Raw genomic sequence first — 19,360 nt, forward strand, 5'->3', positions numbered from 1 at the left:
CTGCGGATTGGAATTCGGATGTCAGGCGGAGGTAGCGGGCAAGCGGTGCGCTTGCGCGGCATCCCACGAGGCCCAGATGGGCTGATGCAGCGCCAGGTGCGGGATGGCGCTGTCGGTTTCGGGCAGGCTCACGGTCAGCCGTTGCGAGGGCAAGGGTGAGGACATGAACGTGACGCCCTCCACCCCCACCAGCACGTGCGTGCCCTGGTATTCGATGTCGCAGATGCGACCGCGCACGCGCGGGCGATCTCCGGCGGTGGCCTCATCGGCATGCAGTGCCATGCGGTCGATGCGCACGGCCACTGGCCCATTCGCGTCTTCCAGCAGGTTGTGCCCGCCGATGAAGGTGGCGACAAACGCGCTGGCCGGCTGGTTGTAGACCTCGCGCGGGCTGCCCGCCTGTTCGATGCGGCCGTGGTTCATCACCACCATCTGGTCGGCCAGCGCCATCGCCTCTTCCTGCGAGTGCGTAACGTGCACGAAGGTCAGCCCCAGCTCCTGCTGCCAGCGCCTCAGTTCGGCGCGCATCTGCGTGCGCAGGAACGGGTCGAGCGCAGAGAGCGGCTCGTCGAGCAGCAGCACGCGCGGCTCCATGATCAGCGCACGCGCGAGCGCCACGCGTTGCTGCTGGCCGCCCGACAACTCGCCCGGACGACGCTGCGCCAGGTGGCCCATCGCCACGCGCTCCAGCAGTGCCTGTGCGCGTCTGCGCCGTTCACTCGCGCTGATGCCGCGCATCTTCAAGCTGAAGGCCACGTTGTCGAGCGCACTCAGGTGCGGAAACAGCGCATAGCTCTGAAACATCATGGCCGTGCCGCGGGCGGCCGCCGGCAGGTTGGTGATGTTGCGGTGGCCCAGCAGGATGTCGCCGTCACTCACGTGCTCGTGGCCGGCAATCATGCGCAGCGTGGACGACTTGCCGCAGCCCGATGGCCCAAGCAAGCAGCAGTAGCTGCCGGCCGGCACGCGCAGGTTGATGGCGTCGACGGCCACAGCGTCATGTGCGTAACGCTTGGTCAGCGCAACGAGTTCGAGGGAGTCTGTGGGGGCGGTGGGTGCGCGGGTCATGTCGGGGTGGTGCAATAGGTGTGCCTGTCTGCGCGCGGCAATTTCACTGTGCGCGTGTGGGCCATGCGTCGTTCTGGTGCGTGTGGCCACATCTGCGGGCAGTCGCGCCACATGCCGGGGCAAGCGGCGCGACTGGCTCCGCGTGGGTCAGAAGATGTGGCGCACGCCCAGCGCCACCGACGTCTGGCTCGTCCCCGCCACACCGCCACCGATGGCGCCCGACGTGGTGTTGACCAGCGCTTCCGTCGCGCTTGACGAGTTCTTCAGGTACGCCACGTTGGCCACCAGCGTTGTGCGCTTCGACAGGCTGTACAGCCCCAGCAGCCGGTAGACCATCGAGCTGTTCGACAGCGTCGTGTTACGGCGGTACAGCACGTCGGCCGAGCCGGTAAAGGCCGTGGTGAAGGCGTAATCCACGCCACCTTCCAGGGCGTAGGCCTTGCGTGCCGACATGCTCGGGATCGACTGGAACGCCCCCGTGCCGCCCACATCGGCCCGGGCTGCGCCGAGGCGCAGCTTGGTCGCACCAAACGTGTAGCTGCCGCCCACGGTGAAGAGCTTGTAGAGCGAGCCCGTGCCGCTGCCATCGCGCTCCTGGTCGTAGCTGGCCGCCAGGTACACCGGGCCGCCGCTATAGCGTGCCGCCAGGTTGAACAGCGAGCCCTGCGAGAGCGAACCGGCGGTTTCGCCGAAGCCGTACATCGCGCCAAACTGCGCGCCGCCCAGGGTGGGCGATACGTACTTCACCGTGTTGTTGTAGAGCTCGCTCACGGCGTCGAACTCGCTGAACTTGAAGATCGAGCCCGAGTTGTAGCCGCCCTTGAAGACGCTGCCCACCAGCCAGTCGTCGTTGAAGTTCCACTGCTTGCCGGCGGTGAGCGTGCCGGATGCCGACGTTAGCCCGACATACGAATTGCGCGAGAAAAGCGTGCCGTTGGACGACATGCGCCCGTTGCTCGGGTTGAAACCCGCTTGCAGGTTGAACAGCGCGCTCACGCCGCCGCCCAGGTCTTCCTTGCCGCTCAGCCCGAAGTTGGACACGCCCAGGATGCTGTCCGACACGCCGGTCAGACTTTGCGAGCCGTTGCCGGCATGGTTGGTCCAGCTCACGCCGGTATCGATCACGCCTGACAGCGTGACGCTGGATTGCGCAGCGGCCACGCCAGACAGCCCGAATGCCAGGGCAGCAGCGCCCAGCTTGATAGTGGTGCTCATGACAGGTGATTCCCCTCAAAGAATTGGCGCGACCGCCTTTGCAAGGTCAGTGGCCGCTCCCGGCATTGCGTTTTATGTTGAGTACAAGCTTCGTTTGGATTGTGCACAATCACGCTTGTCTACATGCAGTAACCGTGCCAAGCAAAATCGCAGGGTTTCGCTTGTTTCTGGTGCAAGAACGCTAGGGTTTGGGGGCGTTTTCTTGAAGATGCTGCACCAACGTCGGCCAGATTGGCTTCAGGGTTGTGCACAATCCAAGCGCGGTTTGCTCGATTAGAATGACGGGATGCCCGAGCCGATGACCTCCCCGACCTCCACCCCCCGGCGCAACAACGCCGAAGTCGACGCCCGCATTTCCGATGCGGTGTACGACGCCATCCTTGAACAGAAGCTGCCGCCGGGCACCCGCTTGGTAGAAGCGCAGTTATGCAAGGCGTTCGGTATCACACGGGGGACATTGCGCCGGGTGCTGGTCAAGCTGGCGCATGAAGGGGTGGTCGAGCTGCAGCCCAACCGCGGCGCGACGATTGCCGTGCATGACGCCACCGAGGCCCGCCAGGTTTTTGGTGCGCGGCTGATTCTGGAGACCGGCTCGGTGCGGGAATTGGCGCGGCACGCCACTGCGGGGCAACTCACGGAGTTGCGTGCGCTGGCGGCTGCGGAACACGCCAGCCGCGAATCCGGCAATTGGCGCGACTGGATCCGCCTCTCGGGGGATTTCCACATCCAACTGGCCGAGGCCAACGGCAACCCCATCATCACGTCGATGCTGCGCACGCTGGTGGCGCGGACATCGCTGTTGATTGGTCTTTATGAATCTCCGGCGCGCCCCAGTTGCGGCCATGACGAACACCTGGCCATTCTGGATGCGGTGGAGCGCCGCGATGGCGAGCGCGCTGCCCGGCTGATGGGCGAGCATCTTGGGGAGTACATCGCCGCGCTGGAGATTGAGCCGCGCCAGGTGGAGGCGATCGATTTCTCCAAGCTGTTCCACCGCGTCAAGGTCTGACCGGTGGGCGGGGGATGGCCTAACGCTGCATGACCGCCAGCGCCAGCAAAATCAACAACGGCGGCACCACACACCAGAACGACAAGAAAGAAAACGCCAGCGCCCCCAACACCGCGCCAATGGCGAATCCGCACAGCGGCGGCACCATCTTCCGCAACCGCGTGCGCGCCGCGCCCTTCTGCGCACTCCCCGGCGACAGCAGCTCCACCACATCGATCACGATCTGCGTGGTGTTGCCCGTCATGATGGTCGTGGGTGCGTGTTCCGACAGCACGATGCGCGCCTTGGCGTTCTGCACGCCCATGGCCGCCACGCCGATCAGCCCGACGACAATCGTGGCCGGTGCATCGGCCGATTGAATCGGCAGCGCTAGCAAGCCCGCCACCATGAAGGCCAACAGCAGCACGGCCTGCGCAAGTAGCAGCGGTCGCACCGGCGCCACACCGCGCCGCGTGAGCGCGCTCACAGCCAGCTTGGTTGCCGCCACGGCCAGCACGAACGTCGGCAGTGCCAGCAGCTTGGCGAGCACGCCTTGTCCGGTGCCGGCCAATTCCAGCCCGATCATCACGAAGTTGCCTGTGACGTGCGCGGTAAACAGCCCGAACAGCGCAGCGAAGCCCACCACGTCCACATAGCCCGCCACGAACGCCAGCAGGCTGCCCTGCAGGATCAGGAAGTGTGCCGACGGCGGCGCAGCCGTCGGCGTTGCCGCGGTTTCAGAAGGCAAAGCACGAACACCCGAAGGCGCCCCAGAAACCGCGGAAGTCGGTGGTCGGCACATTGGCCGTGCGCGCTTTCTGGTGCGCGTGGCCGTGCACCGAACACGAACCGACGCACTGATGCACCTGCTGCTGCAACGGCGCAGCCGGCCGCCAGTGCCCCGGCACGCGCGCCACAGGCGACCACTCCGGCAGCACCGGAATCGGCGGCGGGCCGAACTCGGTGAACTCCGCCGCGCCGTAGACGATGCGCCCACCCACCACCGTCAGCACCGATTCGATGGTCTTGATGTCGGCCTCAGGCACGCTGAAGAAATCCGCCGACAGCGCCGCCAGATCAGCGAGCTGCCCGACTTTGATCTGCCCCTTGTTGCCCTGGTCTGCCGAGAACCACGCGCTGCCGTGCGTGTACAGCTCCAGCGCCACTTCACGCGGCAGCCCTTCCGGATACAGCGCCATGCCGCCGACGGTGCGCCCGCTCGACAACCAATACAGCGATGTCCACGGGTTGTAGCTCGACACGCGCGTGGCGTCGGTGCCGGCGCCCACGGGCACGCCTTCGGCCAGCATGCGCTTGATGGGCGGTGTCTGTTCAGCAGCGGCTGCGCCGTAGCGGTCGACAAAGTATTCGCCCTGGAAGGCCATGCGATCTTGAATCGCGATGCCGCCACCGAGCGCGCGCACGCGTTCGATGTTGCGCGGCGTGATCGTCTCCGCATGGTCGAAGAACCACGGCAGGCCGTTGAAGGGAATGTCGCGGTTCACGCGCTCGAACACGTCGAGCATGCGCGAGATCGATTCGTCGTACGTGGCGTGCAGGCGGAACGGCCAGCGCTGCGCAACGAGGTGGCGCACCACGGTTTCCAGCTCCTGCTCCATCGTCTCGGGCAGGTCGGGGCGCGGCTGCAGGAAGTCTTCGAAATCTGCCGCAGAGAAGACCAGCATTTCGCCAGCACCGTTGTGGCGGAAGAAATCATCGCCCTGGCGGTATTGCACGGTGCCGGTCCAGTTCTTGAAATCGGCCAGCTCTTCCTTCGGCTTCTGCGTGAAGAGGTTGTAGGCGATGCGGATGGTGAGCTGGTTCTGCGCCGACAGTTCGCGGATGACTTCGTAGTCTTCCGGGTAGTTCTGGAAACCGCCGCCTGCATCGATGGCGCTGGTCACGCCCAGGCGATTCAACTCGCGCATGAACTGGCGCGTGGAGTTGACTTGGTACTCGGGCGGCAGCTTCGGCCCCTTGGCCAAGGTGGCGTACAGGATCATCGCGTTGGGCTTGGCGATGAGCATGCCGGTGGGCTCGCCCGATGCGTCGCGCTGGATCTCGCCGCCGGGCGGGTTCGGCGTGTCCTTGGTGTAGCCGACCTGGCGCAGCGCGGCACGGTTGAGCAGCGCGCGGTCGTACAGGTGCAGCACGAACACGGGCGTGTCGGGTGCGGCCTGGTTCAGCTCTTCCAGCGTGGGCATGCGGCGCTCGGCAAACTGGAACTCTGTCCAGCCACCGACCACGCGCACCCATTGCGGTGATGGGGTGCGTGCAGCTTGCTCCTTGAGCATGCGCATCGCGTCGGCCAGGGAGGGCACGCCTTCCCAGCGCAGCTCCAGGTTGTAGTTCAACCCGCCCCGGATCAGGTGCAGGTGTGAATCGTTCAGGCCGGGGATGACGGTGCGCCCGCGCAGGTCGATCACCTGGGTGGTGGCGCCGCGCTGCGCCATCACCGTGGCATCGTCGCCCACGGCAACAAAGCGGCCGTCGCGCACGGCAACGGCGCTGGCGGAGGGGCGTTCGCGGTCGACCGTGTGGATGCGGCCGTTGTGCAGGATGAGGTCGGCAGTCATGGTGTCGATATCAGTATTTGGGAAACAGCGAGAAACGTCCCGGCCCTGCAATCAGGACAGTGGTGAAGATGATCAGCAGCATCCAGCCGAACTGCCCGTCAGCGAGTGACCAATCCGGATGCACCACCAGCATTGCCACCAGCAGCGTGGCGACGATGGGCAGGCACGCCAGGCGGGTCAGCACGCCCAGCGCAATCAGCAACGGGCATACCGTTTCCGACAGGATCGCCAGCAGCAACGTGGGCGTAGCGCCCATGTGGAACGGGTCTTCAATGCGGGTGAGTTCCTGGCTGTAGTGCAGCACCTTGGGCAGCCCGTGCACGGCAATGAGCAGTGCGCTGCCGGTGACGCGCAGGAACAGCAGGCCAGCATGCAGCGTGGTGTCGGCTGGTACTGCGGCGTTGGTCGAATCGAGCGAAAGGCGTGTCATGGCAATCGCCTCTGTCCAGTTACGTTGGATTGGGCGGCGTGCGATCCGACGCCACCGCCACATCGGCGTCCGGTGCCTTGGGCGGCGCGCCCGTGATCTTGGGCACGCACTCGTGGCGGAACCACGCCATGGTGATGGGTTCGCCGGCCAGCAGGCGTTGCGCGGTCGGCACGATCTGTTCGCCGATCAGCATGCCGAGCAGCCCGACCAGCGCAATCGCGGGCGGCGCGGGTGAGCGTACGTGCAGCAACGCATAGATGATGCCGACCAGCATGCCAACGCCAATCGAGATGAGATAGGGCTTCATGAGGCCTCCAGTCGGGCGGTTGTCGGGCGGTTGCCGGGGTCGTCGGGGCCGGTGCACGCGCGCTGCCGCGCACCGGCTCACCCAGTTTAGGACGACAGGAACGCCAGCAGATCCGCGTTGACCTTGTCCGCCTCGGTCACACACATGCCGTGCGAGCCGCCCGGGTAGACCTTCAGCGTGCCGTGCTTCACCAGCTCCACGCCCAGCTTGGCCGAATCGTCGATCGGCACGATCTGGTCATCGTCGCCGTGCAGGAACAATACGGGCACGTCGATCTTCTTCAGGTCTTCGGTGTAGTCGACCTCGGAGAACTCCTTGATGCACAGGTACTGGCCGTGGATGCCGCCGGTCATGCCCTGCGCCCAGAAGGCATCGATGGTGCCTTGCGAGACCTTGGCATCCGGCCGGTTGAAGCCGAAGAACGGCGTGGCGAGATCGCGGTAGAACTGCGAGCGGTTGTCGGCCACCCCTTTGCGGATGCCGTCGAACACGTCCATCGGCAAGCCCTTCGGGTTGGATGCCGTCTTGAGCATGATGGGCGGCACGGCGCCGATCAGCACGGCACGGGCAACGCGCTGGGTGCCGTGGCGGCCGATGTAGTGCGCGACCTCGCCGCCGCCGGTGGAGTGGCCGACCAGCGTGGCGCCCTGGATGTCGAGCGCGTTGAGCAGCGCCGCCAGATCGTCGGCGTAGGTATCCATGTTGTTGCCTTGCGAAGGCTGGTCAGAGCGGCCGTGGCCGCGCCGGTCATGCGCGATGACGCGAAAGCCCTTCTGCACGAGGAACAGCATCTGCGCGTCCCAGGCGTCGGCGTTGAGCGGCCAGCCATGAGAGAAGACGACCGGTTTGCCGGTGCCCCAATCCTTGTAGAAGATGCGCGTACCGTCTTGAGTCGTGATCGTTTGCATGATGGGAATGGAGGTGTGCGTGATGGCGAATCGGGCGGCGCGTGCAACAGCAGCGTTGCTGCGCAGGCGTCGCCCGGGGGCAGGGATATGGCTTGGGTGGCAGCGCGATCAGCGGGCAGGCACCGCCGCAAGCGCCTCGTGCGGCGTGGCGGTGCGCTGCGGTGCCTTGTGCACCATCGTGTAGGCGTAGTCGACGCCCATGCCGTAGGCGCCGGAGTGTTCCTTCACCAGCTTCATCACGGCGTCATACGTGTCGCGGTGTGCCCAGTCACGCTGCCATTCCAGCAGCACTTGCTGCCACGTCACCGGCACCACGCCGGCCTGCACCATGCGCTGCATGGCGTAGTCGTGCGCCTCCTTGGAGGTGCCGCCCGAGGCGTCGGCCACCATGTAGATCTCGTAGTCGGCATCGTGCATGGCCGACAGCGCGAAGGTGCAGTTGCACACCTCCGTCCACAAGCCAGCGACGACCACCTTCTTGCGGTTGTTCTTGGCCAGGGCGTCGCGTACCTTCTGGTCGTCCCACGAGTTCATCGAGGTGCGTTCGAGCAGTTCCTTGCCCGGGAATACGTCGAGCAGTTCAGGGTAGGTGTAGCCGGAGAAGCTTTCCGACTCGACGGTGGTGATGGTGGTGGGGATGTTGAAGATCTTCGCAGCCTTGGCAAGACCGACGGTGTTGTTCTTCAGGGCTTGTCGGTCCATCGATTGCACGCCGAAGGCCATTTGCGGCTGGTGGTCGATGAAGATCAGTTGACAGTTCTGCGGGGTGAGGACTTCCAGCTTGGGGTTCGTCATGGCCGTATCCCTTGGGGGCGTGATGCAAATGAGAGAGTGCCGCCGTGTGGTTGTCGCATGGGTGTCATGCGGGTGCTGTGCGGGTGCCGTGCGGAACCTACGGCAATCAGCGGCCCATCCATCATAGGAAGTTGCGCCCCGTGCACAACGTCAGAAACGGCGAGTGCAGTTTTTGCGATTGACGAACAATCCGTGCTGCTTTGCGAAATATTGCGCGACTAACCTGCACCCGCGCCGGCCGCTGGAACCGGTTCGCCCGCCGCTAGCGGACCCAGCCGCGCTCGAGCAGGGGCACGTCCCAGGACAGTTCTCCTGCGTGATGGTTGGCCAGGCAGTCGATCAGCGCAGAGACCTTGACGGCCTGTCGCTGCGTTGCGGGATAGACCGCAGAAAAATGCAGCGGCGCGAGGTCGTACTCCGTCAGCACCGGCACGAGTCGGCCGGCGATCAGGTCGTCGCTCACCACCAGCGTGGGCAGGCAGGCAATGCCGGCACTGGTGAGCGCGTAGTCGCGCAGCAGGTGCACGGAGTTCGAGCGCACCTGCTCGGGCAGGTCGAGTTCGGCGCTCACCTCGCCATTGCGCGAGAAAACCCAGCGCTTGCGGGTCGGATAGCCGGAGTACAGCGCGAGTGAATGGTGCAGCAGATCAGCCGGTTGCTGCGGCAGGCCGTATTCCTCAACGTAGGCGGGCGTCGCGCAGAACACGCGCCGCAGCACGAACAGGCGCTTCTCGATCAGCGAATCATTGATGGGCGGGAAGATCTGGAACGCCACGTCGAAGCCCTCGGCAATCGGGTCGACCACGCTGTCGTCCACCACCACGTCGAGCTGGATGTCGGGGTACTGCGCGCCAAACCTGGCCAGCGGCGCGGCAAAGTGGCTCAGTGCATAACCGGGCAGCATGCGGATGCGCAGCTTGCCAGCCGGGGTTGCGCGCAGACCGCGCATCTGGTCAGTCAGGTCCGTCAGCATGCAGACGGCTTCAGCGCAGCGCTTGTAGTAGGTCTCGCCCACTTCCGACAGCCGCACATGCCGCGTGCTGCGGTGGAACAGCGGCGCCTCGATAAAGCGCTCCAGTTGCTGCACGCGGTGCGTGACCACCGAGTTGGTCACGCCCAGCTGGCGTGCGGCTTCGGCAAAGCTGCGCGTTTCGGCCACGCGCACAAAGGCTTCGATACTGAGAAAGCGGTCCATAGGTACGGTCCATGCGCCGCAGGTGAGGGGTGGCGCGACGCCAGCCATCATACGGCGATCCTGACGAATGTGACGTTGCCGCCTGCGGGGCTTTTCTGGGGATCGTCTGGTCGTTTATCCTCTGCAATCTGTTTCATTCCCATACCAAACTACCAAGCGAGGAGCAGTTCATGGCAATCCAAACGGTCGGCATCGTCGGTGCTGGAACAATGGGCAACGGCATTGCGCAAGCATGCGCCGTGGTCGGGCTGGATGTGGTGATGGTGGACATCAGCGATGCCGCCGTGCAGAAGGGCATCGCCACCGTGGCGGGCAGCCTGGACCGCCTCATCAAGAAAGAGAAGGCGACCGAAGCCGACAAGGCCGCCGCGCTGGCACGCATCCAGGGCTCGACCAGCTATGACGACCTCAAGCGCGCCGACCTCGTCATCGAAGCCGCCACCGAAAACTTCGACCTCAAGGTCAAGATCCTCAAGCAGCTCGAAGCGGTGGCTGCACCGCACGCCATCGTTGCGTCGAACACGTCGTCGATCTCGATCACCAAGCTGGCCGCCGTGCTGCAAGATGCCAGCCGCTTCATCGGCATGCACTTCTTCAACCCGGTGCCGATGATGGCGCTGGTGGAAGTCATCCGCGGCCTGCAGACGAGCGATGCTACGCACGCCGACGTCGAGGCGCTGGCCAAGCAACTCGGCAAGACGCCGATCACGGTCAAGAACAGCCCGGGCTTTGTGGTCAACCGCATCCTGTGTCCGATGATCAACGAGGCGTTCTGCGTACTGGGCGAAGGCCTGGCGAGCCCGGAAGAGATCGACGAAGGCATGAAGCTTGGCTGCAACCACCCGATCGGGCCGCTGGCGCTGGCCGACATGATCGGCCTGGACACCATGCTGGCCGTGATGGAAGTGCTGTACACCGAGTTTGCCGATCCCAAATACCGCCCGGCCATGCTGATGCGCGAGATGGTGGCCGCCGGCTACCTCGGCCGCAAGACCGGTCGCGGCGTGTACGACTACCGCAAGTAAGCGCCTGCCCCCGGAGCCGTTCATGTCGATCTATACGTACCAAGTGCTGTGGGCCGATCTGGACGGCAACCAGCACCTCAAGAACACGCGCTATCTGGACTATGCTGCGCACACGCGCTTTCGGTTTCTGACCGAGCACGGGTTTGGGCCGAAAGCCTTTGCACAGCACAAGCTCGGGCCGGTGGTGTTTGAAGACCGCGTTGCCTATCGCAAGGAGCTGCGGTTGATGGACACCTTTACCGTGAGCGTGGAGACGGCGGGCCGCAACGAGCGCGGCTCGCGGTTCATCATGGTCAACCGCATCCGCGATGAAGCGGGCGAGTTGTGTGCGGAGGTCACCAGCATGTGCGCGTGGTTTGACCTTGCCGAACGCAAGGTCGCCGCGCCACCACCGGCGCTGTTCGCTGTGATGGAAGGCACGCCCCGTACGGACGACTACCGGCTGCTGTAACGGCTGTCCGCCAACTGTCAGGCGGGATTCGCGCAAACTGTCTGCAAGTGTGCATGGAGGCGGTGTGGCGGTGCGTTGATGATGACGCATCGCCACACCGTTTTTTCATTCCCCCACACCGGACGCCACCATGTCGCGCTACGCCTTCCGCCTGCTCAACGTCTTTGCCCAATCCACCTTTGGCGGCAACCAGCTCGCCGTGTTTGAAGACGGGCGTGGCCTGGACGACGCCACCATGCAGGCCATCGGACGCCAGTTCAACCTGTCCGAGATCACCTTCATCTTTCCCGATGACACGGATGGCGCCACGGCGCGCTTCCGCATCTTCACGCCCGATTACGAGATGCCGTTTGCCGGTCACCCATCGCTGGGGACGGCGCAGGTGGTGCGCGAACTGTATGGCCCCGGCAATGAACTGACGCTGCGCTGCAAGTCGGGCATCGTGTCACTCACGGCGCAGGATGAGGGGTGGACGCTGGTGCCGCCGCGCTCGGGGGCGCTGAATACGCGCGAAGCCGATCCGGCCATTGCGAAGATGCTCGGGTTGGACGCGGACGCGCTGGCGGGCCCGCCGCTGTGGGTCGATGCGGGTATCGAGCAACTGATGGTGCCGGTCAAGACACGCGCGGATGTGGAGCGCGCCCGGCCCGATCCGTCAGCGTTCGATGCCTGGCCGCGCAGCCGCAATGACGGACGCAATGCCTATGTGTTCACCATGCCCAAACCGGGCAGCAATGATCCGGTGGTGTCGCGCTTCTTCTTCGAATATGGCACCGGCCTGTGGGAAGACCCGGGCACCGGCTCGGCCTGCGCCAACCTGGGCGGTTGGCTGCGCGCGACTGAGCACACGCTGCCAGCACGCTATCGCATCGAGCAAGGCGCCGCAGTAGGGCGGCCGTGCCATCTGACGCTGCAGGTCGATGCTGACGGCACCATCCACGTGGGTGGCCGCGTGATCGAAATCGGCCGCGGCACGCTGACGATCTGACGGGCTAAGCGGTGGCGTTCAATTCCTTGCAGAAGAACGTCGTCCCGCAAGGCGCGCCGTCGGGCATCAAGGCGTAGTTGGGCACCGTGCCCACACGCAGCCAGCCGGCGCGTGCGTACAGCCGCTCGGCATCGCCGCCGGTGACGGTGTCGAGCACCAGCACGGTCTTGCCCTCGGCGCGTGCGATGTCATCAATCGCCGCCATCAATTGCTGGGCAATACCCTGGCGACGCGCGCGGCGGTGCACGAGCATCTTCGCCACGTCTGCGCGATGCGGCTGGTTTTCGGGCTGCGCCAGAACCAGTTGCACCGTGCCGAGCACCGCGCCGTCTTCGTCCTTGGCGATCAGCAACGCGCGCTCGTTACGGGCGACGCCCTCAGCCACGTTGCGCCAGAACGCCTGCGCCTTGTCATGCGACAACGGCCACATAAAGCTGACCGAGGCACCACCCTCCACGCAATCGACCAACACATCGGCCAGCGCATCGACGCAGGTGCTCGCTTCATTGGCGCCCACACGGCGCACGACGACGGTGTTGGTCATTTCGTTCTCCAGCCAACAGGCGACACCGTGGTGAGTGCCACCAGATAGCGCGCCGGCCGTTGCGTCGGGTTGTGAAAGACGATTGGGCGGTCCAACTGCATCGCCAGGCAATCGCCCGCGGCGAGGCGCCAGTGCACGTCGCCCACGGTCATCTCCATCGTGCCTTCGACGATCCACACCTGCTGGTACACCTCGGTATCGCGCACGCCGGTGTCATAGGCCACGCGCTGGCCTGGCGGAAAGTGCACCTCCACCAACTGAATGGGGGAGCGCGCGGCCGGCGAGAGGTTGCGGCGTACATAGCCGGAGCCCGGGTCGGTCCATTCGGGCTGGTCGGCCGCGCGTGCCACGGGCGAAGGTTCGGCGGCCGGCGCCGCACCTTCCTCGAACAGCGAGGCGAGCGTCACGCCCAGCGCAGAACTGAGCCGGTCGAGCACGGCGGCCGTCGGGCTGCTCTGCCCGCGCTCGATCAGGGAGATGGCTGAGCGGCTGACCTGGCTGCGTTCGGCCAGGGCGTCGAGCGAGAGCCCCTGCGCGTCGCGCAATTCGCGCAGGCGGTGGGCGATGCGGTGGTGGATGTCCATGCGAGTCAGTTTAATGGAAATTTTCATCCAGTAAACTGGAATTTGAGGGGGTGATTGCGATGCGGTTCTGCACGAGACGTCGTGCGGGAAGTAGACAGGATTTTCTAGACAAGTTTTTCTAGAAAAGATAGTCTACGTGCCGATCGCTACAGAACCGACGCATCGCCATGACCAAGACCTCGCCTCGCATCAAGCCCACCGCCGCTGAGTTGAACCTCCTGCGTGTGCTGTGGCAACTGGGGCCGGCCACGGTCAAGCAGGTCCATCAGGCGGTGCTGGTTGAGAAGCCGGAAACGACCTACGCTGCGGTGCTGCGCCAGTTGCAGATCATGCATGCCAAGGGGATGCTGGTACGCGACGAGCGTGAGCGTTCGCATGTGTACGCGCCGGCGCAGCGCCAGAACGTTCTGCAGAGCGGTCTGCTGAACGAGTTCATCAACAAGGCGTTTGCGGGCTCCGGCAAGGCGCTGGTTCTGGCGGCGTTGCGCGGGCATGTCACCAAGGAAGAGCGCGCCGAGATCGAAGCGTTGCTGCGCGAGGAAGACCTGTGAGCACAACGCCAGCCATCCTGGTTCAGGCGGTGGGCTGGGCGCTGCTGCACTTCCTCTGGAAGGGCGCGCTGCTGAGTCTTGCCGCCGCGCTGTTCCTGCGGTTGACGCGAGGCGGTCGTCCGCAGGTCCGGTACATCGTGCTGTGCGTGGCGTTGGCGCTGTGCGTGGTGGTTCCGCTCGTCGACGGCTATCGCGAGTTCACGGCAATGGCCGCCATCGACCCGGTGCCGGCATTGCCCGTCTGGATGCCGCACGCCGTAGCGCCCGCCTTGTCGCAAGCGCCCATGCTGTGGGTGGTGGTGGCCTGGCTGTGCGGCGTCGGCCTGATGACGGTGCGTGTGGTCGTGGGCCTGGCCTGGGTGCATCGGCTCGCGCATGCGTCGCATGCCTGCGCCAACGATGCGTGGCAAGCCTGTGTGTCCGCACTTGCGCAACGCTGCGGAATCCGCCGCCCGATCCGGCTTCGGGTGGTGCCACACCTGCCCAGTCCGGCCGCTGCCGGTTGGTGGCGGCCCGTGGTGCTGGTGCCGGCTTCGCTATTGACGCAGATGCCGCCGGACCTGATCGAAGCGCTGCTGGCGCACGAGGTCGCACACATCCGCCGTTTCGACTATCTCGTCAATCTCATGCAGCGGGCGATCGAGGCGTTGCTCTTCTATCACCCGGGCGTGTGGTGGCTGTCCGGCCGCGTCCGTGTGGAGCGGGAGCTGATTGCGGATGCGTTGGCGGCGAGCCTGACCGGCAACCCGCGGCATCTGGCGCTGGCACTCAATCAACTGAGTCAGCAGCAGGGCGTGGAGGCGGCCCCGGCGGGCGCGGCACTGTGGGCGCATGGCGGCGTGTTGTCGGAGCGCATCCGCCGGCTCGTCAGGCCGCAGCAGGCCGCCGGATGGACTTCGGTTGGCTTGACCGCGGCGCTGGGCACTGCACTGGTGGTGTCGGCGGTCATCGTGCCGCAGTACCTTGGCGCCGCCTTTGCCCGCGAGGCGCTGTCGGTGTCGGATGATGCACAGCGCATGCTCGTCCACGCTTCGGCCATCGGCAAGGTCGAGGCGCTTGTCGGCCTGATCCAATCCCAACACGTGTACGTGGTGGAAGACGGCAGCGGCAAGGTCTTGCTCCAGCGCGATGCAGACAGTGTTGTCCCGATTGCATCGTTGACCAAGCTGATGACCGCCATGGTGGTGTTGGATGCGCAGCCCGAGTTGGACCGCGTGGTGCAGATTGCCCCGGCCGATGCGGGCACGCCGGCGTTGCGTCGCGCGGGGGTGCCTGTCGGGACGAACCTGCCGCTGCGCGACGTCATGCAGCTTGCACTGATGTCATCGGACAACCGGGCCGCCTTTGCCCTGGCGCGAACCTACCCCGGGGGCATGCCTGCGTTCGAGCGGGCATTGCAGGCGAAGATCGCCGCGCTGGGGCTGACGCATACCGCGTTGAATGAACCGACGGGCCTGTCGGCGCACAACCGATCGACCGCCAGCGACATCGCCATCATCGCCAAGGCAGCGGCGGACTATCCGGAGATCCGCCGCGATACCACCGATGCGAGCGAGACCCTCCAGATCAACGGCCAGCCGGTGGAGTACCGCAACACCAATCCGCTGGTCGGCGCGCGCGGCTGGGACATCCAGCTCTCCAAGACCGGCTTTACCGAGGACGCCGGCCGCTGCCTGATCATGCAGATCCGGTCTGCGGGCACCAGCATCACGATGGTCCTGCTCAATGGGCACCGGGCTGTGACCGTTCCCACCATGTCCTGATCTGCACCCTGCGCGCTACGGCACCCGCCTGAGCGGCCGGTGTCCGTCGCCTTGTTCCCGTGTTTTGTTTTCCTGTCTGGCCGATTGCGTTCGGCCGGGTGGGGAGGCGTTCGTCTGAAGTTTTAACCTGCAACCCCGCCTCATCCTTGCCGAATCGGCAACCGGATCGGGGCACTCTCAAGAGAGAGACGTATGAAACGCTGGTGTATCGCGGCGGCCGTCCTGGCCGTCAACCTGGTGAGCCCGACGGCGCATGCGCGAACCCTCTGCACCGTTATTGCGGATGCGGCATCGGGCAATGTGTTGATGCAAGAGGGCGATTGCGCCACGCGCGTGACGCCGGCCTCCACCTTCAAGATCGCGCTCAGCCTGATGGGGTTCGACGCCGGCATCCTCAAGGATGAACATACGCCCACGCTGGCCTACCGTGACGGCGATGTCGCGTGGGGTGGTGATGCGTGGCGGCAGCCCACGGACGCCGCGCGCTGGATCCAGTACTCGGTGGTCTGGTTCTCGCAGCGGGTGGCGCAGTCGCTGGGCGACACCCGCTTCCAGCATTACGCCGACGTGTTCGACTACGGAAACCGAGACGTCTCCGGCGAGCCCGGCAAGCACAACGGTACCGCCGGTGCGTGGATCAACTCGTCGCTGCAGATCTCGCCGCTGGAGCAGGTGGCCTTCCTGCGCAAGGTGGCCAACCGCACGCTCCCGGTGAGTGCCAACGCCCTGGACATGACCTGGCGCGTGACGGAGATTGCTGCACGCCCCGATGGATGGGCAATTCACGGCAAGACGGGCACGGGCTCTCCGGGGGCACCGATCACGCATGAAGGCAACTACGACCGCGCGCACGCCTACGGCTGGTTTGTCGGCTGGGCAACGAAGGGGCCGCGCACGCTGGTGTTCGCACGCTTGACCCAGGACGCACAAATGCAGCCGACGCCCGCCGGCATGCGTACGCGCGATGCGCTGCTGAGCGAGTTGCCATCGCTGGTTGATGGTGTGACGCGATAGGACAACCATGCCCACCGATATGCGCAACAGGCGGATCGACGTGATCCGTGGGGTCGCCATCCTGCTCGTCCTGTTTCATCACTTCAACATTGCCTATCGCCTGAGCGATACGTCGCTGGCTGCCGTGCTCGGGCCGGAGCTTGTGCAGGCCGTGGCTCGCAACGGCAACTATGGGGTGACCCTGTTCTTCGTGGTCTCGGGCTACCTGATCACCTCGAATGCCCTGCGCCGTTGGGGCCAGCTTGGCCGTATCGATGCGTGGGCGTTCTACGGGCTGCGCATCGCGCGCATCGTGCCGTGTCTGCTGTTGCTGCTCGCCATCGTGAACGTGTTCGCGCTGTGTGGCGTGGCGATCTTCCAGAACCACGCCGCAGCGGGCGAGCCCGTTCCGCTATGGCACGTCAATCTGGCGAGCCTGACCTTCACCATGAACATGCTGATTGCGCGGGTCGGGTGGGTCAACTATCCGTTGGGCGTCTTGTGGTCGCTCTCGGTGGAAGAGGTGTTCTACCTCACGTTTCCGTTGCTGTGTCTCGTGCTGCGGCGCGAGTCGCTGCTGTGCCTGTTCTGGGCAACGATCATTGCGGTCGGCCCGCTGTACCGGCTGACCCACCAGGGGGATGAGGCGGGATTTCTCTACGCGTACTTCGCCAGCTTTGACGGCATTGCCATCGGTTGCGGTGCTGCCGTTCTTTCTAGGCGGTTCGCCCTGGCTGGCATGACGACCTGGTTCGTACAAACCGCGGTCGTTGCCTTGATGACGTTTCTCTACCTGTGGTGGCCGATCGCACAGAGCAACGTCCTGGGTGTGACGGCAATGGCGCTGGGTACGGCAATCCTGTTGTGGCCGGTGCAGCGTTCAGTGGCCCGTGATGGGCTGCGCTTCAATCCATTCAGCCGCGTTGGTGCCATGGTGGCGTGGTGCGGCATGAACAGTTATGAGCTGTACCTGTTTCACCTGATTCCGCTGGCGATACTCAAAACAGGGTTTCCGCGCGCCACGGTTCTCGGTGACGAGAAACTCGTGCTGCTGGCGGCGTTCATGGTGTTTTCGTTCATGCTGGCCGCGGGTATTGCGCGGTACTACGCAGAGCCGCTCAACCGCGCGCTTCGGCAACGTCTTCTGCAGCCGCGGCGCACGCAATCCACCATCGTTTGAACGGGGGGCGCACCCCGGTCATTGCGGTAACCGGGGTGCGCGCGGCGCGAGATTACGCGGGGCCATGCGCTTCGCCGGCGCGCTCGAACAGCCATGCGAGGAAGCTGTTGAGCGACCGGTCGTCCGCTGCATCCCGATACAGGCAGTGAAACGGCGGCCCCTCCAGCTTGACCTCCGGAAACAGCATGACGAGGCGCCCGTGGTTGACGTCGTCCTGAATGACTGCCCGCGGGGCCAGGCAGATCCCCAGCCCGCTCATCGCGGCCTTCACCAGCAGGGCGAATTCGTCGTAGAACGGCCCGCGCAGGGTTTCGCCGATGGCGATTTCTGCCTGGTGAAACCAGTACTGCCAAGCCTGTGGCAAGCCCGCGTAGTGCAGCAGCGGTGCATGGCGCAAGTCAGACGGAGCGTGCACCGCCGCCAGCGCGGGATGATGCGGCGTGCAGACGGGCACCGCCACGTTGGCCACCAGGGGCTTCGACACGAACCCCCGTCGCCGCAGCTCCGGCGTGTAGCGGCGGATGACCACATCGCTCGATTCATCAATGCGATCGACCTCGGTGTCGGGCGTGGAGACCAGCTCAATATCGACGCCCGGGTGCCGCGCATAAAAGTGTGCCAGTTGCGGAAGCAGCCAGCCGTGGGCGAACGACGATGAGGTATTGATCCGGATCTGGCGCCGATCTGGCGCCTCGAACATCTGCTCCGTAGCCTCGGTCAGGCGTCCGATGCAACTGGCGACGTCCACCAGGTAGTGCCGCGCCCGCAGGGTCAGGCGCAGGGATCGTCCATCGCGCTCGAAGAGCTTTTGTCCAAAGAACGTTTCCAGCACGCGGATCTGCTGGGCGACCGCGCTCTGCGTGACATTCAACTCTTCGGCGGCAAGGGTCAGGCTGTTCAGGCGCCCGGCAGCTTCAAAGCTGCGCAGGGCATTGAGAGGGGGGAGTCGGCGCATGGCGCAATGTCAAAGAACAACTAAAGCGTCGTGGAAAAAAACTCGTTTGTGGCAATGAAAGCGGCTTCCTATCATAGGCGCCACATTGGATTGGAAGATGATGATTGCATTACCCAACCTACTCAAGACATCGGTGCAGCGCGCTGCGTGGCGATCATTTCCGTTCGGTTGCTGGATGCCGCTGTGGATGCACCGGAGGGTCCGTCAAGCCAGCCGCTACCTGGCGTTGGCCGGCATCATCTTGATACTGGTCGCCTGCTCAGGCCCACCCCCCAACGAGCGTGAAACCGGCAGCGGCGGAACGCTGGTGCGATACAGCTCTCGCCAGGTGAGTGTGGACCTGACCGATGCGGAGCAGCAGAGCCTGCGAGCCATGCGCGACCGTACGTACACCAACATCGCGCCGGATCGTGCACTGAGTGCGGTGGCCAAGGCGTTGACCGAACTGGGTTACGCACCGGTGTCGGTCGATAACGAAACTGGCCTGGTGGAGGCGGGGCTCAGTGACACGCTGGTACCCAAGTGGCGCCAGTTGCTGCGTGGGGCGCTCAAGAACTACACCGGCATGTTTCCGGCCAAGCCGGATCACGAACGCGTGTCGGCCGTCATCGCGGTCAAGGCGGGCACGGGTAGTCAGTCGACGCTGGTCCGTGCCCGGTTCGACAGCACAGTGTGGGACAGCAACGGCGATGCGCGCACGAAGACCGTGCTGAAGCGGGAAGTCTACGATGGCTTTTTCGCGGGCGTGGACAAGGTGCTGTGCTCGGCTGCCTGCAAGGGGCAGCCTTAGAACCTGCTCATGATCCTACTGCGCGGCCCGAGGTTGGCCTTGCGGTGCTCGCCG

The 19,360-nt window shown here is 65.0% G+C and carries 21 protein-coding genes; 9 read left to right on the forward strand and 12 right to left on the reverse strand.

Annotated elements, in window-relative coordinates; genetic code table 11:
* Nucleotides 1-21 precede the first annotated feature (21 nt).
* Both F7R11_RS03460 and F7R11_RS03465 read right to left on the reverse strand, forming a co-directional pair.
* Entirely contained in the window at nucleotides 22-1,068 is a 1,047-nt protein-coding gene (locus tag F7R11_RS03460) for an ABC transporter ATP-binding protein (protein WP_064801222.1), read from the reverse strand.
* Between the two features lie 147 nt (nucleotides 1,069-1,215).
* Complete coding sequence (locus F7R11_RS03465) at nucleotides 1,216-2,283, reverse strand: porin (RefSeq protein ID WP_064801225.1); 1,068 nt, start codon at nucleotides 2,281-2,283, stop codon at nucleotides 1,216-1,218.
* Between the two features lie 298 nt (nucleotides 2,284-2,581).
* Here F7R11_RS03465 and F7R11_RS03470 point away from each other — a divergent pair, with 298 nt between their 5' ends.
* A complete protein-coding gene (locus tag F7R11_RS03470) occupies nucleotides 2,582-3,292 on the forward strand; it encodes a GntR family transcriptional regulator (RefSeq protein WP_064806122.1) in 711 nt (236 codons plus the stop codon).
* Nucleotides 3,293-3,311: 19 nt separating this feature from the next.
* On the opposite strand, the gene F7R11_RS03475 is transcribed toward F7R11_RS03470, so the two are convergent.
* The 7 genes from F7R11_RS03475 to F7R11_RS03505 all read right to left on the reverse strand — a co-directional run bounded on the left by F7R11_RS03475 (nucleotide 3,312) and on the right by F7R11_RS03505 (nucleotide 9,482).
* Nucleotides 3,312-4,019 carry a YoaK family protein gene (locus F7R11_RS03475; protein ID WP_064801227.1) on the reverse strand — a complete coding sequence of 236 codons (708 nt, stop codon included), beginning with the start codon at nucleotides 4,017-4,019 and terminating at the stop codon, nucleotides 3,312-3,314.
* Entirely contained in the window at nucleotides 4,009-5,847 is a 1,839-nt protein-coding gene (locus tag F7R11_RS03480) for an amidohydrolase (protein ID WP_064801229.1), read from the reverse strand. Before F7R11_RS03480 ends, F7R11_RS03475 begins: the two co-directional genes overlap by 11 nt.
* Before the next feature lie 10 nt (nucleotides 5,848-5,857).
* The gene (locus F7R11_RS03485; RefSeq protein ID WP_021196185.1) at nucleotides 5,858-6,277 is read right to left on the reverse strand and encodes a DoxX family protein; all 420 of its coding nucleotides are present in this window, start codon (nucleotides 6,275-6,277) and stop codon (nucleotides 5,858-5,860) included.
* 19 nt (nucleotides 6,278-6,296) lie between these two features.
* Nucleotides 6,297-6,584, reverse strand: a complete 288-nt coding sequence (locus tag F7R11_RS03490) for a XapX domain-containing protein (RefSeq protein WP_064801232.1) — start codon at nucleotides 6,582-6,584, stop codon at nucleotides 6,297-6,299.
* 86 nt (nucleotides 6,585-6,670) lie between these two features.
* Nucleotides 6,671-7,492, reverse strand: coding sequence for an alpha/beta fold hydrolase (locus tag F7R11_RS03495; protein WP_021196187.1), 822 nt, complete (start codon nucleotides 7,490-7,492; stop codon nucleotides 6,671-6,673).
* A gap of 108 nt (nucleotides 7,493-7,600) precedes the next feature.
* The gene (locus tag F7R11_RS03500) at nucleotides 7,601-8,287 is read right to left on the reverse strand and encodes a hydrolase (RefSeq protein WP_021196188.1); all 687 of its coding nucleotides are present in this window, start codon (nucleotides 8,285-8,287) and stop codon (nucleotides 7,601-7,603) included.
* Between the two features lie 262 nt (nucleotides 8,288-8,549).
* The gene (locus F7R11_RS03505; protein WP_064801233.1) at nucleotides 8,550-9,482 is read right to left on the reverse strand and encodes a LysR family transcriptional regulator; all 933 of its coding nucleotides are present in this window, start codon (nucleotides 9,480-9,482) and stop codon (nucleotides 8,550-8,552) included.
* 170 nt (nucleotides 9,483-9,652) lie between these two features.
* On the opposite strand from F7R11_RS03505, the gene F7R11_RS03510 reads away from it, so the two are divergent.
* The 3 genes from F7R11_RS03510 (at nucleotide 9,653) to F7R11_RS03520 (ending at nucleotide 11,946) form a co-directional block, all read left to right on the forward strand.
* Nucleotides 9,653-10,507, forward strand: a complete 855-nt coding sequence (locus F7R11_RS03510) for a 3-hydroxybutyryl-CoA dehydrogenase (RefSeq protein ID WP_021196190.1) — start codon at nucleotides 9,653-9,655, stop codon at nucleotides 10,505-10,507.
* Between the two features lie 22 nt (nucleotides 10,508-10,529).
* Complete coding sequence (locus F7R11_RS03515) at nucleotides 10,530-10,958, forward strand: acyl-CoA thioesterase (protein ID WP_021196191.1); 429 nt, start codon at nucleotides 10,530-10,532, stop codon at nucleotides 10,956-10,958.
* 130 nt (nucleotides 10,959-11,088) lie between these two features.
* Nucleotides 11,089-11,946, forward strand: coding sequence for a PhzF family phenazine biosynthesis protein (locus F7R11_RS03520; RefSeq protein WP_064801235.1), 858 nt, complete (start codon nucleotides 11,089-11,091; stop codon nucleotides 11,944-11,946).
* 4 nt (nucleotides 11,947-11,950) lie between these two features.
* Here F7R11_RS03520 and F7R11_RS03525 read toward each other — a convergent pair whose 3' ends face one another.
* Both F7R11_RS03525 and F7R11_RS03530 read right to left on the reverse strand, forming a co-directional pair.
* Nucleotides 11,951-12,490, reverse strand: a complete 540-nt coding sequence (locus tag F7R11_RS03525; RefSeq protein ID WP_064801237.1) for a GNAT family N-acetyltransferase — start codon at nucleotides 12,488-12,490, stop codon at nucleotides 11,951-11,953.
* Nucleotides 12,487-13,074, reverse strand: a complete 588-nt coding sequence (locus F7R11_RS03530; RefSeq protein ID WP_064801240.1) for a helix-turn-helix domain-containing protein — start codon at nucleotides 13,072-13,074, stop codon at nucleotides 12,487-12,489. The genes F7R11_RS03525 and F7R11_RS03530 overlap by 4 nt, the downstream gene beginning before the upstream one ends.
* A 167-nt stretch (nucleotides 13,075-13,241) precedes the next feature.
* Between F7R11_RS03530 and F7R11_RS03535 the strand changes: the two genes are divergently transcribed.
* The 4 genes from F7R11_RS03535 to F7R11_RS03550 all read left to right on the forward strand — a co-directional run bounded on the left by F7R11_RS03535 (nucleotide 13,242) and on the right by F7R11_RS03550 (nucleotide 17,561).
* Nucleotides 13,242-13,625, forward strand: a complete 384-nt coding sequence (locus F7R11_RS03535; protein WP_064801242.1) for a BlaI/MecI/CopY family transcriptional regulator — start codon at nucleotides 13,242-13,244, stop codon at nucleotides 13,623-13,625.
* Nucleotides 13,622-15,388 carry a M56 family metallopeptidase gene (locus tag F7R11_RS03540; RefSeq protein WP_064801244.1) on the forward strand — a complete coding sequence of 589 codons (1,767 nt, stop codon included), beginning with the start codon at nucleotides 13,622-13,624 and terminating at the stop codon, nucleotides 15,386-15,388. Before F7R11_RS03535 ends, F7R11_RS03540 begins: the two co-directional genes overlap by 4 nt.
* A gap of 192 nt (nucleotides 15,389-15,580) precedes the next feature.
* The gene (gene blaOXA, locus F7R11_RS03545; protein ID WP_064801245.1) at nucleotides 15,581-16,402 is read left to right on the forward strand and encodes a class D beta-lactamase; all 822 of its coding nucleotides are present in this window, start codon (nucleotides 15,581-15,583) and stop codon (nucleotides 16,400-16,402) included.
* Between the two features lie 7 nt (nucleotides 16,403-16,409).
* Entirely contained in the window at nucleotides 16,410-17,561 is a 1,152-nt protein-coding gene (locus F7R11_RS03550) for an acyltransferase family protein (protein WP_064801246.1), read from the forward strand.
* A 52-nt stretch (nucleotides 17,562-17,613) separates the two neighbouring features.
* Here F7R11_RS03550 and F7R11_RS03555 read toward each other — a convergent pair whose 3' ends face one another.
* Nucleotides 17,614-18,516: a LysR substrate-binding domain-containing protein gene (locus tag F7R11_RS03555; RefSeq protein ID WP_064801247.1), complete on the reverse strand. Its 903-nt coding sequence runs from the start codon at nucleotides 18,514-18,516 to the stop codon at nucleotides 17,614-17,616.
* A gap of 97 nt (nucleotides 18,517-18,613) precedes the next feature.
* On the opposite strand from F7R11_RS03555, the gene F7R11_RS03560 reads away from it, so the two are divergent.
* Nucleotides 18,614-19,306: a hypothetical protein gene (locus F7R11_RS03560; protein ID WP_231973140.1), complete on the forward strand. Its 693-nt coding sequence runs from the start codon at nucleotides 18,614-18,616 to the stop codon at nucleotides 19,304-19,306.
* The last annotated feature ends 54 nt before the right edge of the window (nucleotides 19,307-19,360 follow it).

Origin of the sequence: Ralstonia insidiosa (genome assembly GCF_008801405.1) — a bacterium.
In the GTDB taxonomy this organism is placed as follows: Bacteria; Pseudomonadota; Gammaproteobacteria; order Burkholderiales; family Burkholderiaceae; genus Ralstonia; species Ralstonia insidiosa.

Excerpts from the sequence above, each read along its gene's own strand:
- F7R11_RS03500 (WP_021196188.1), bottom strand. The coding sequence starts at position 8,287 with ATGACGAACCCCAAGCTGGAAGTCCTCACCCCGCAGAACTGTCAACTG.
- F7R11_RS03485 (WP_021196185.1), bottom strand. The coding sequence starts at position 6,277 with ATGACACGCCTTTCGCTCGATTCGACCAACGCCGCAGTACCAGCCGAC.
- F7R11_RS03530 (WP_064801240.1), bottom strand. The coding sequence starts at position 13,074 with ATGGACATCCACCACCGCATCGCCCACCGCCTGCGCGAATTGCGCGAC.
- F7R11_RS03515 (WP_021196191.1), top strand. The coding sequence starts at position 10,530 with ATGTCGATCTATACGTACCAAGTGCTGTGGGCCGATCTGGACGGCAAC.
- F7R11_RS03490 (WP_064801232.1), bottom strand. The coding sequence starts at position 6,584 with ATGAAGCCCTATCTCATCTCGATTGGCGTTGGCATGCTGGTCGGCATC.
- F7R11_RS03480 (WP_064801229.1), bottom strand. The coding sequence starts at position 5,847 with ATGACTGCCGACCTCATCCTGCACAACGGCCGCATCCACACGGTCGAC.
- F7R11_RS03510 (WP_021196190.1), top strand. The coding sequence starts at position 9,653 with ATGGCAATCCAAACGGTCGGCATCGTCGGTGCTGGAACAATGGGCAAC.
- F7R11_RS03525 (WP_064801237.1), bottom strand. The coding sequence starts at position 12,490 with ATGACCAACACCGTCGTCGTGCGCCGTGTGGGCGCCAATGAAGCGAGC.
- F7R11_RS03465 (WP_064801225.1), bottom strand. The coding sequence starts at position 2,283 with ATGAGCACCACTATCAAGCTGGGCGCTGCTGCCCTGGCATTCGGGCTG.
- F7R11_RS03555 (WP_064801247.1), bottom strand. The coding sequence starts at position 18,516 with ATGCGCCGACTCCCCCCTCTCAATGCCCTGCGCAGCTTTGAAGCTGCC.
- F7R11_RS03550 (WP_064801246.1), top strand. The coding sequence starts at position 16,410 with ATGCCCACCGATATGCGCAACAGGCGGATCGACGTGATCCGTGGGGTC.
- F7R11_RS03520 (WP_064801235.1), top strand. The coding sequence starts at position 11,089 with ATGTCGCGCTACGCCTTCCGCCTGCTCAACGTCTTTGCCCAATCCACC.
- F7R11_RS03495 (WP_021196187.1), bottom strand. The coding sequence starts at position 7,492 with ATGCAAACGATCACGACTCAAGACGGTACGCGCATCTTCTACAAGGAT.
- blaOXA (WP_064801245.1), top strand. The coding sequence starts at position 15,581 with ATGAAACGCTGGTGTATCGCGGCGGCCGTCCTGGCCGTCAACCTGGTG.
- F7R11_RS03505 (WP_064801233.1), bottom strand. The coding sequence starts at position 9,482 with ATGGACCGCTTTCTCAGTATCGAAGCCTTTGTGCGCGTGGCCGAAACG.
- F7R11_RS03535 (WP_064801242.1), top strand. The coding sequence starts at position 13,242 with ATGACCAAGACCTCGCCTCGCATCAAGCCCACCGCCGCTGAGTTGAAC.
- F7R11_RS03560 (WP_231973140.1), top strand. The coding sequence starts at position 18,614 with ATGATGATTGCATTACCCAACCTACTCAAGACATCGGTGCAGCGCGCT.
- F7R11_RS03470 (WP_064806122.1), top strand. The coding sequence starts at position 2,582 with ATGACCTCCCCGACCTCCACCCCCCGGCGCAACAACGCCGAAGTCGAC.
- F7R11_RS03460 (WP_064801222.1), bottom strand. The coding sequence starts at position 1,068 with ATGACCCGCGCACCCACCGCCCCCACAGACTCCCTCGAACTCGTTGCG.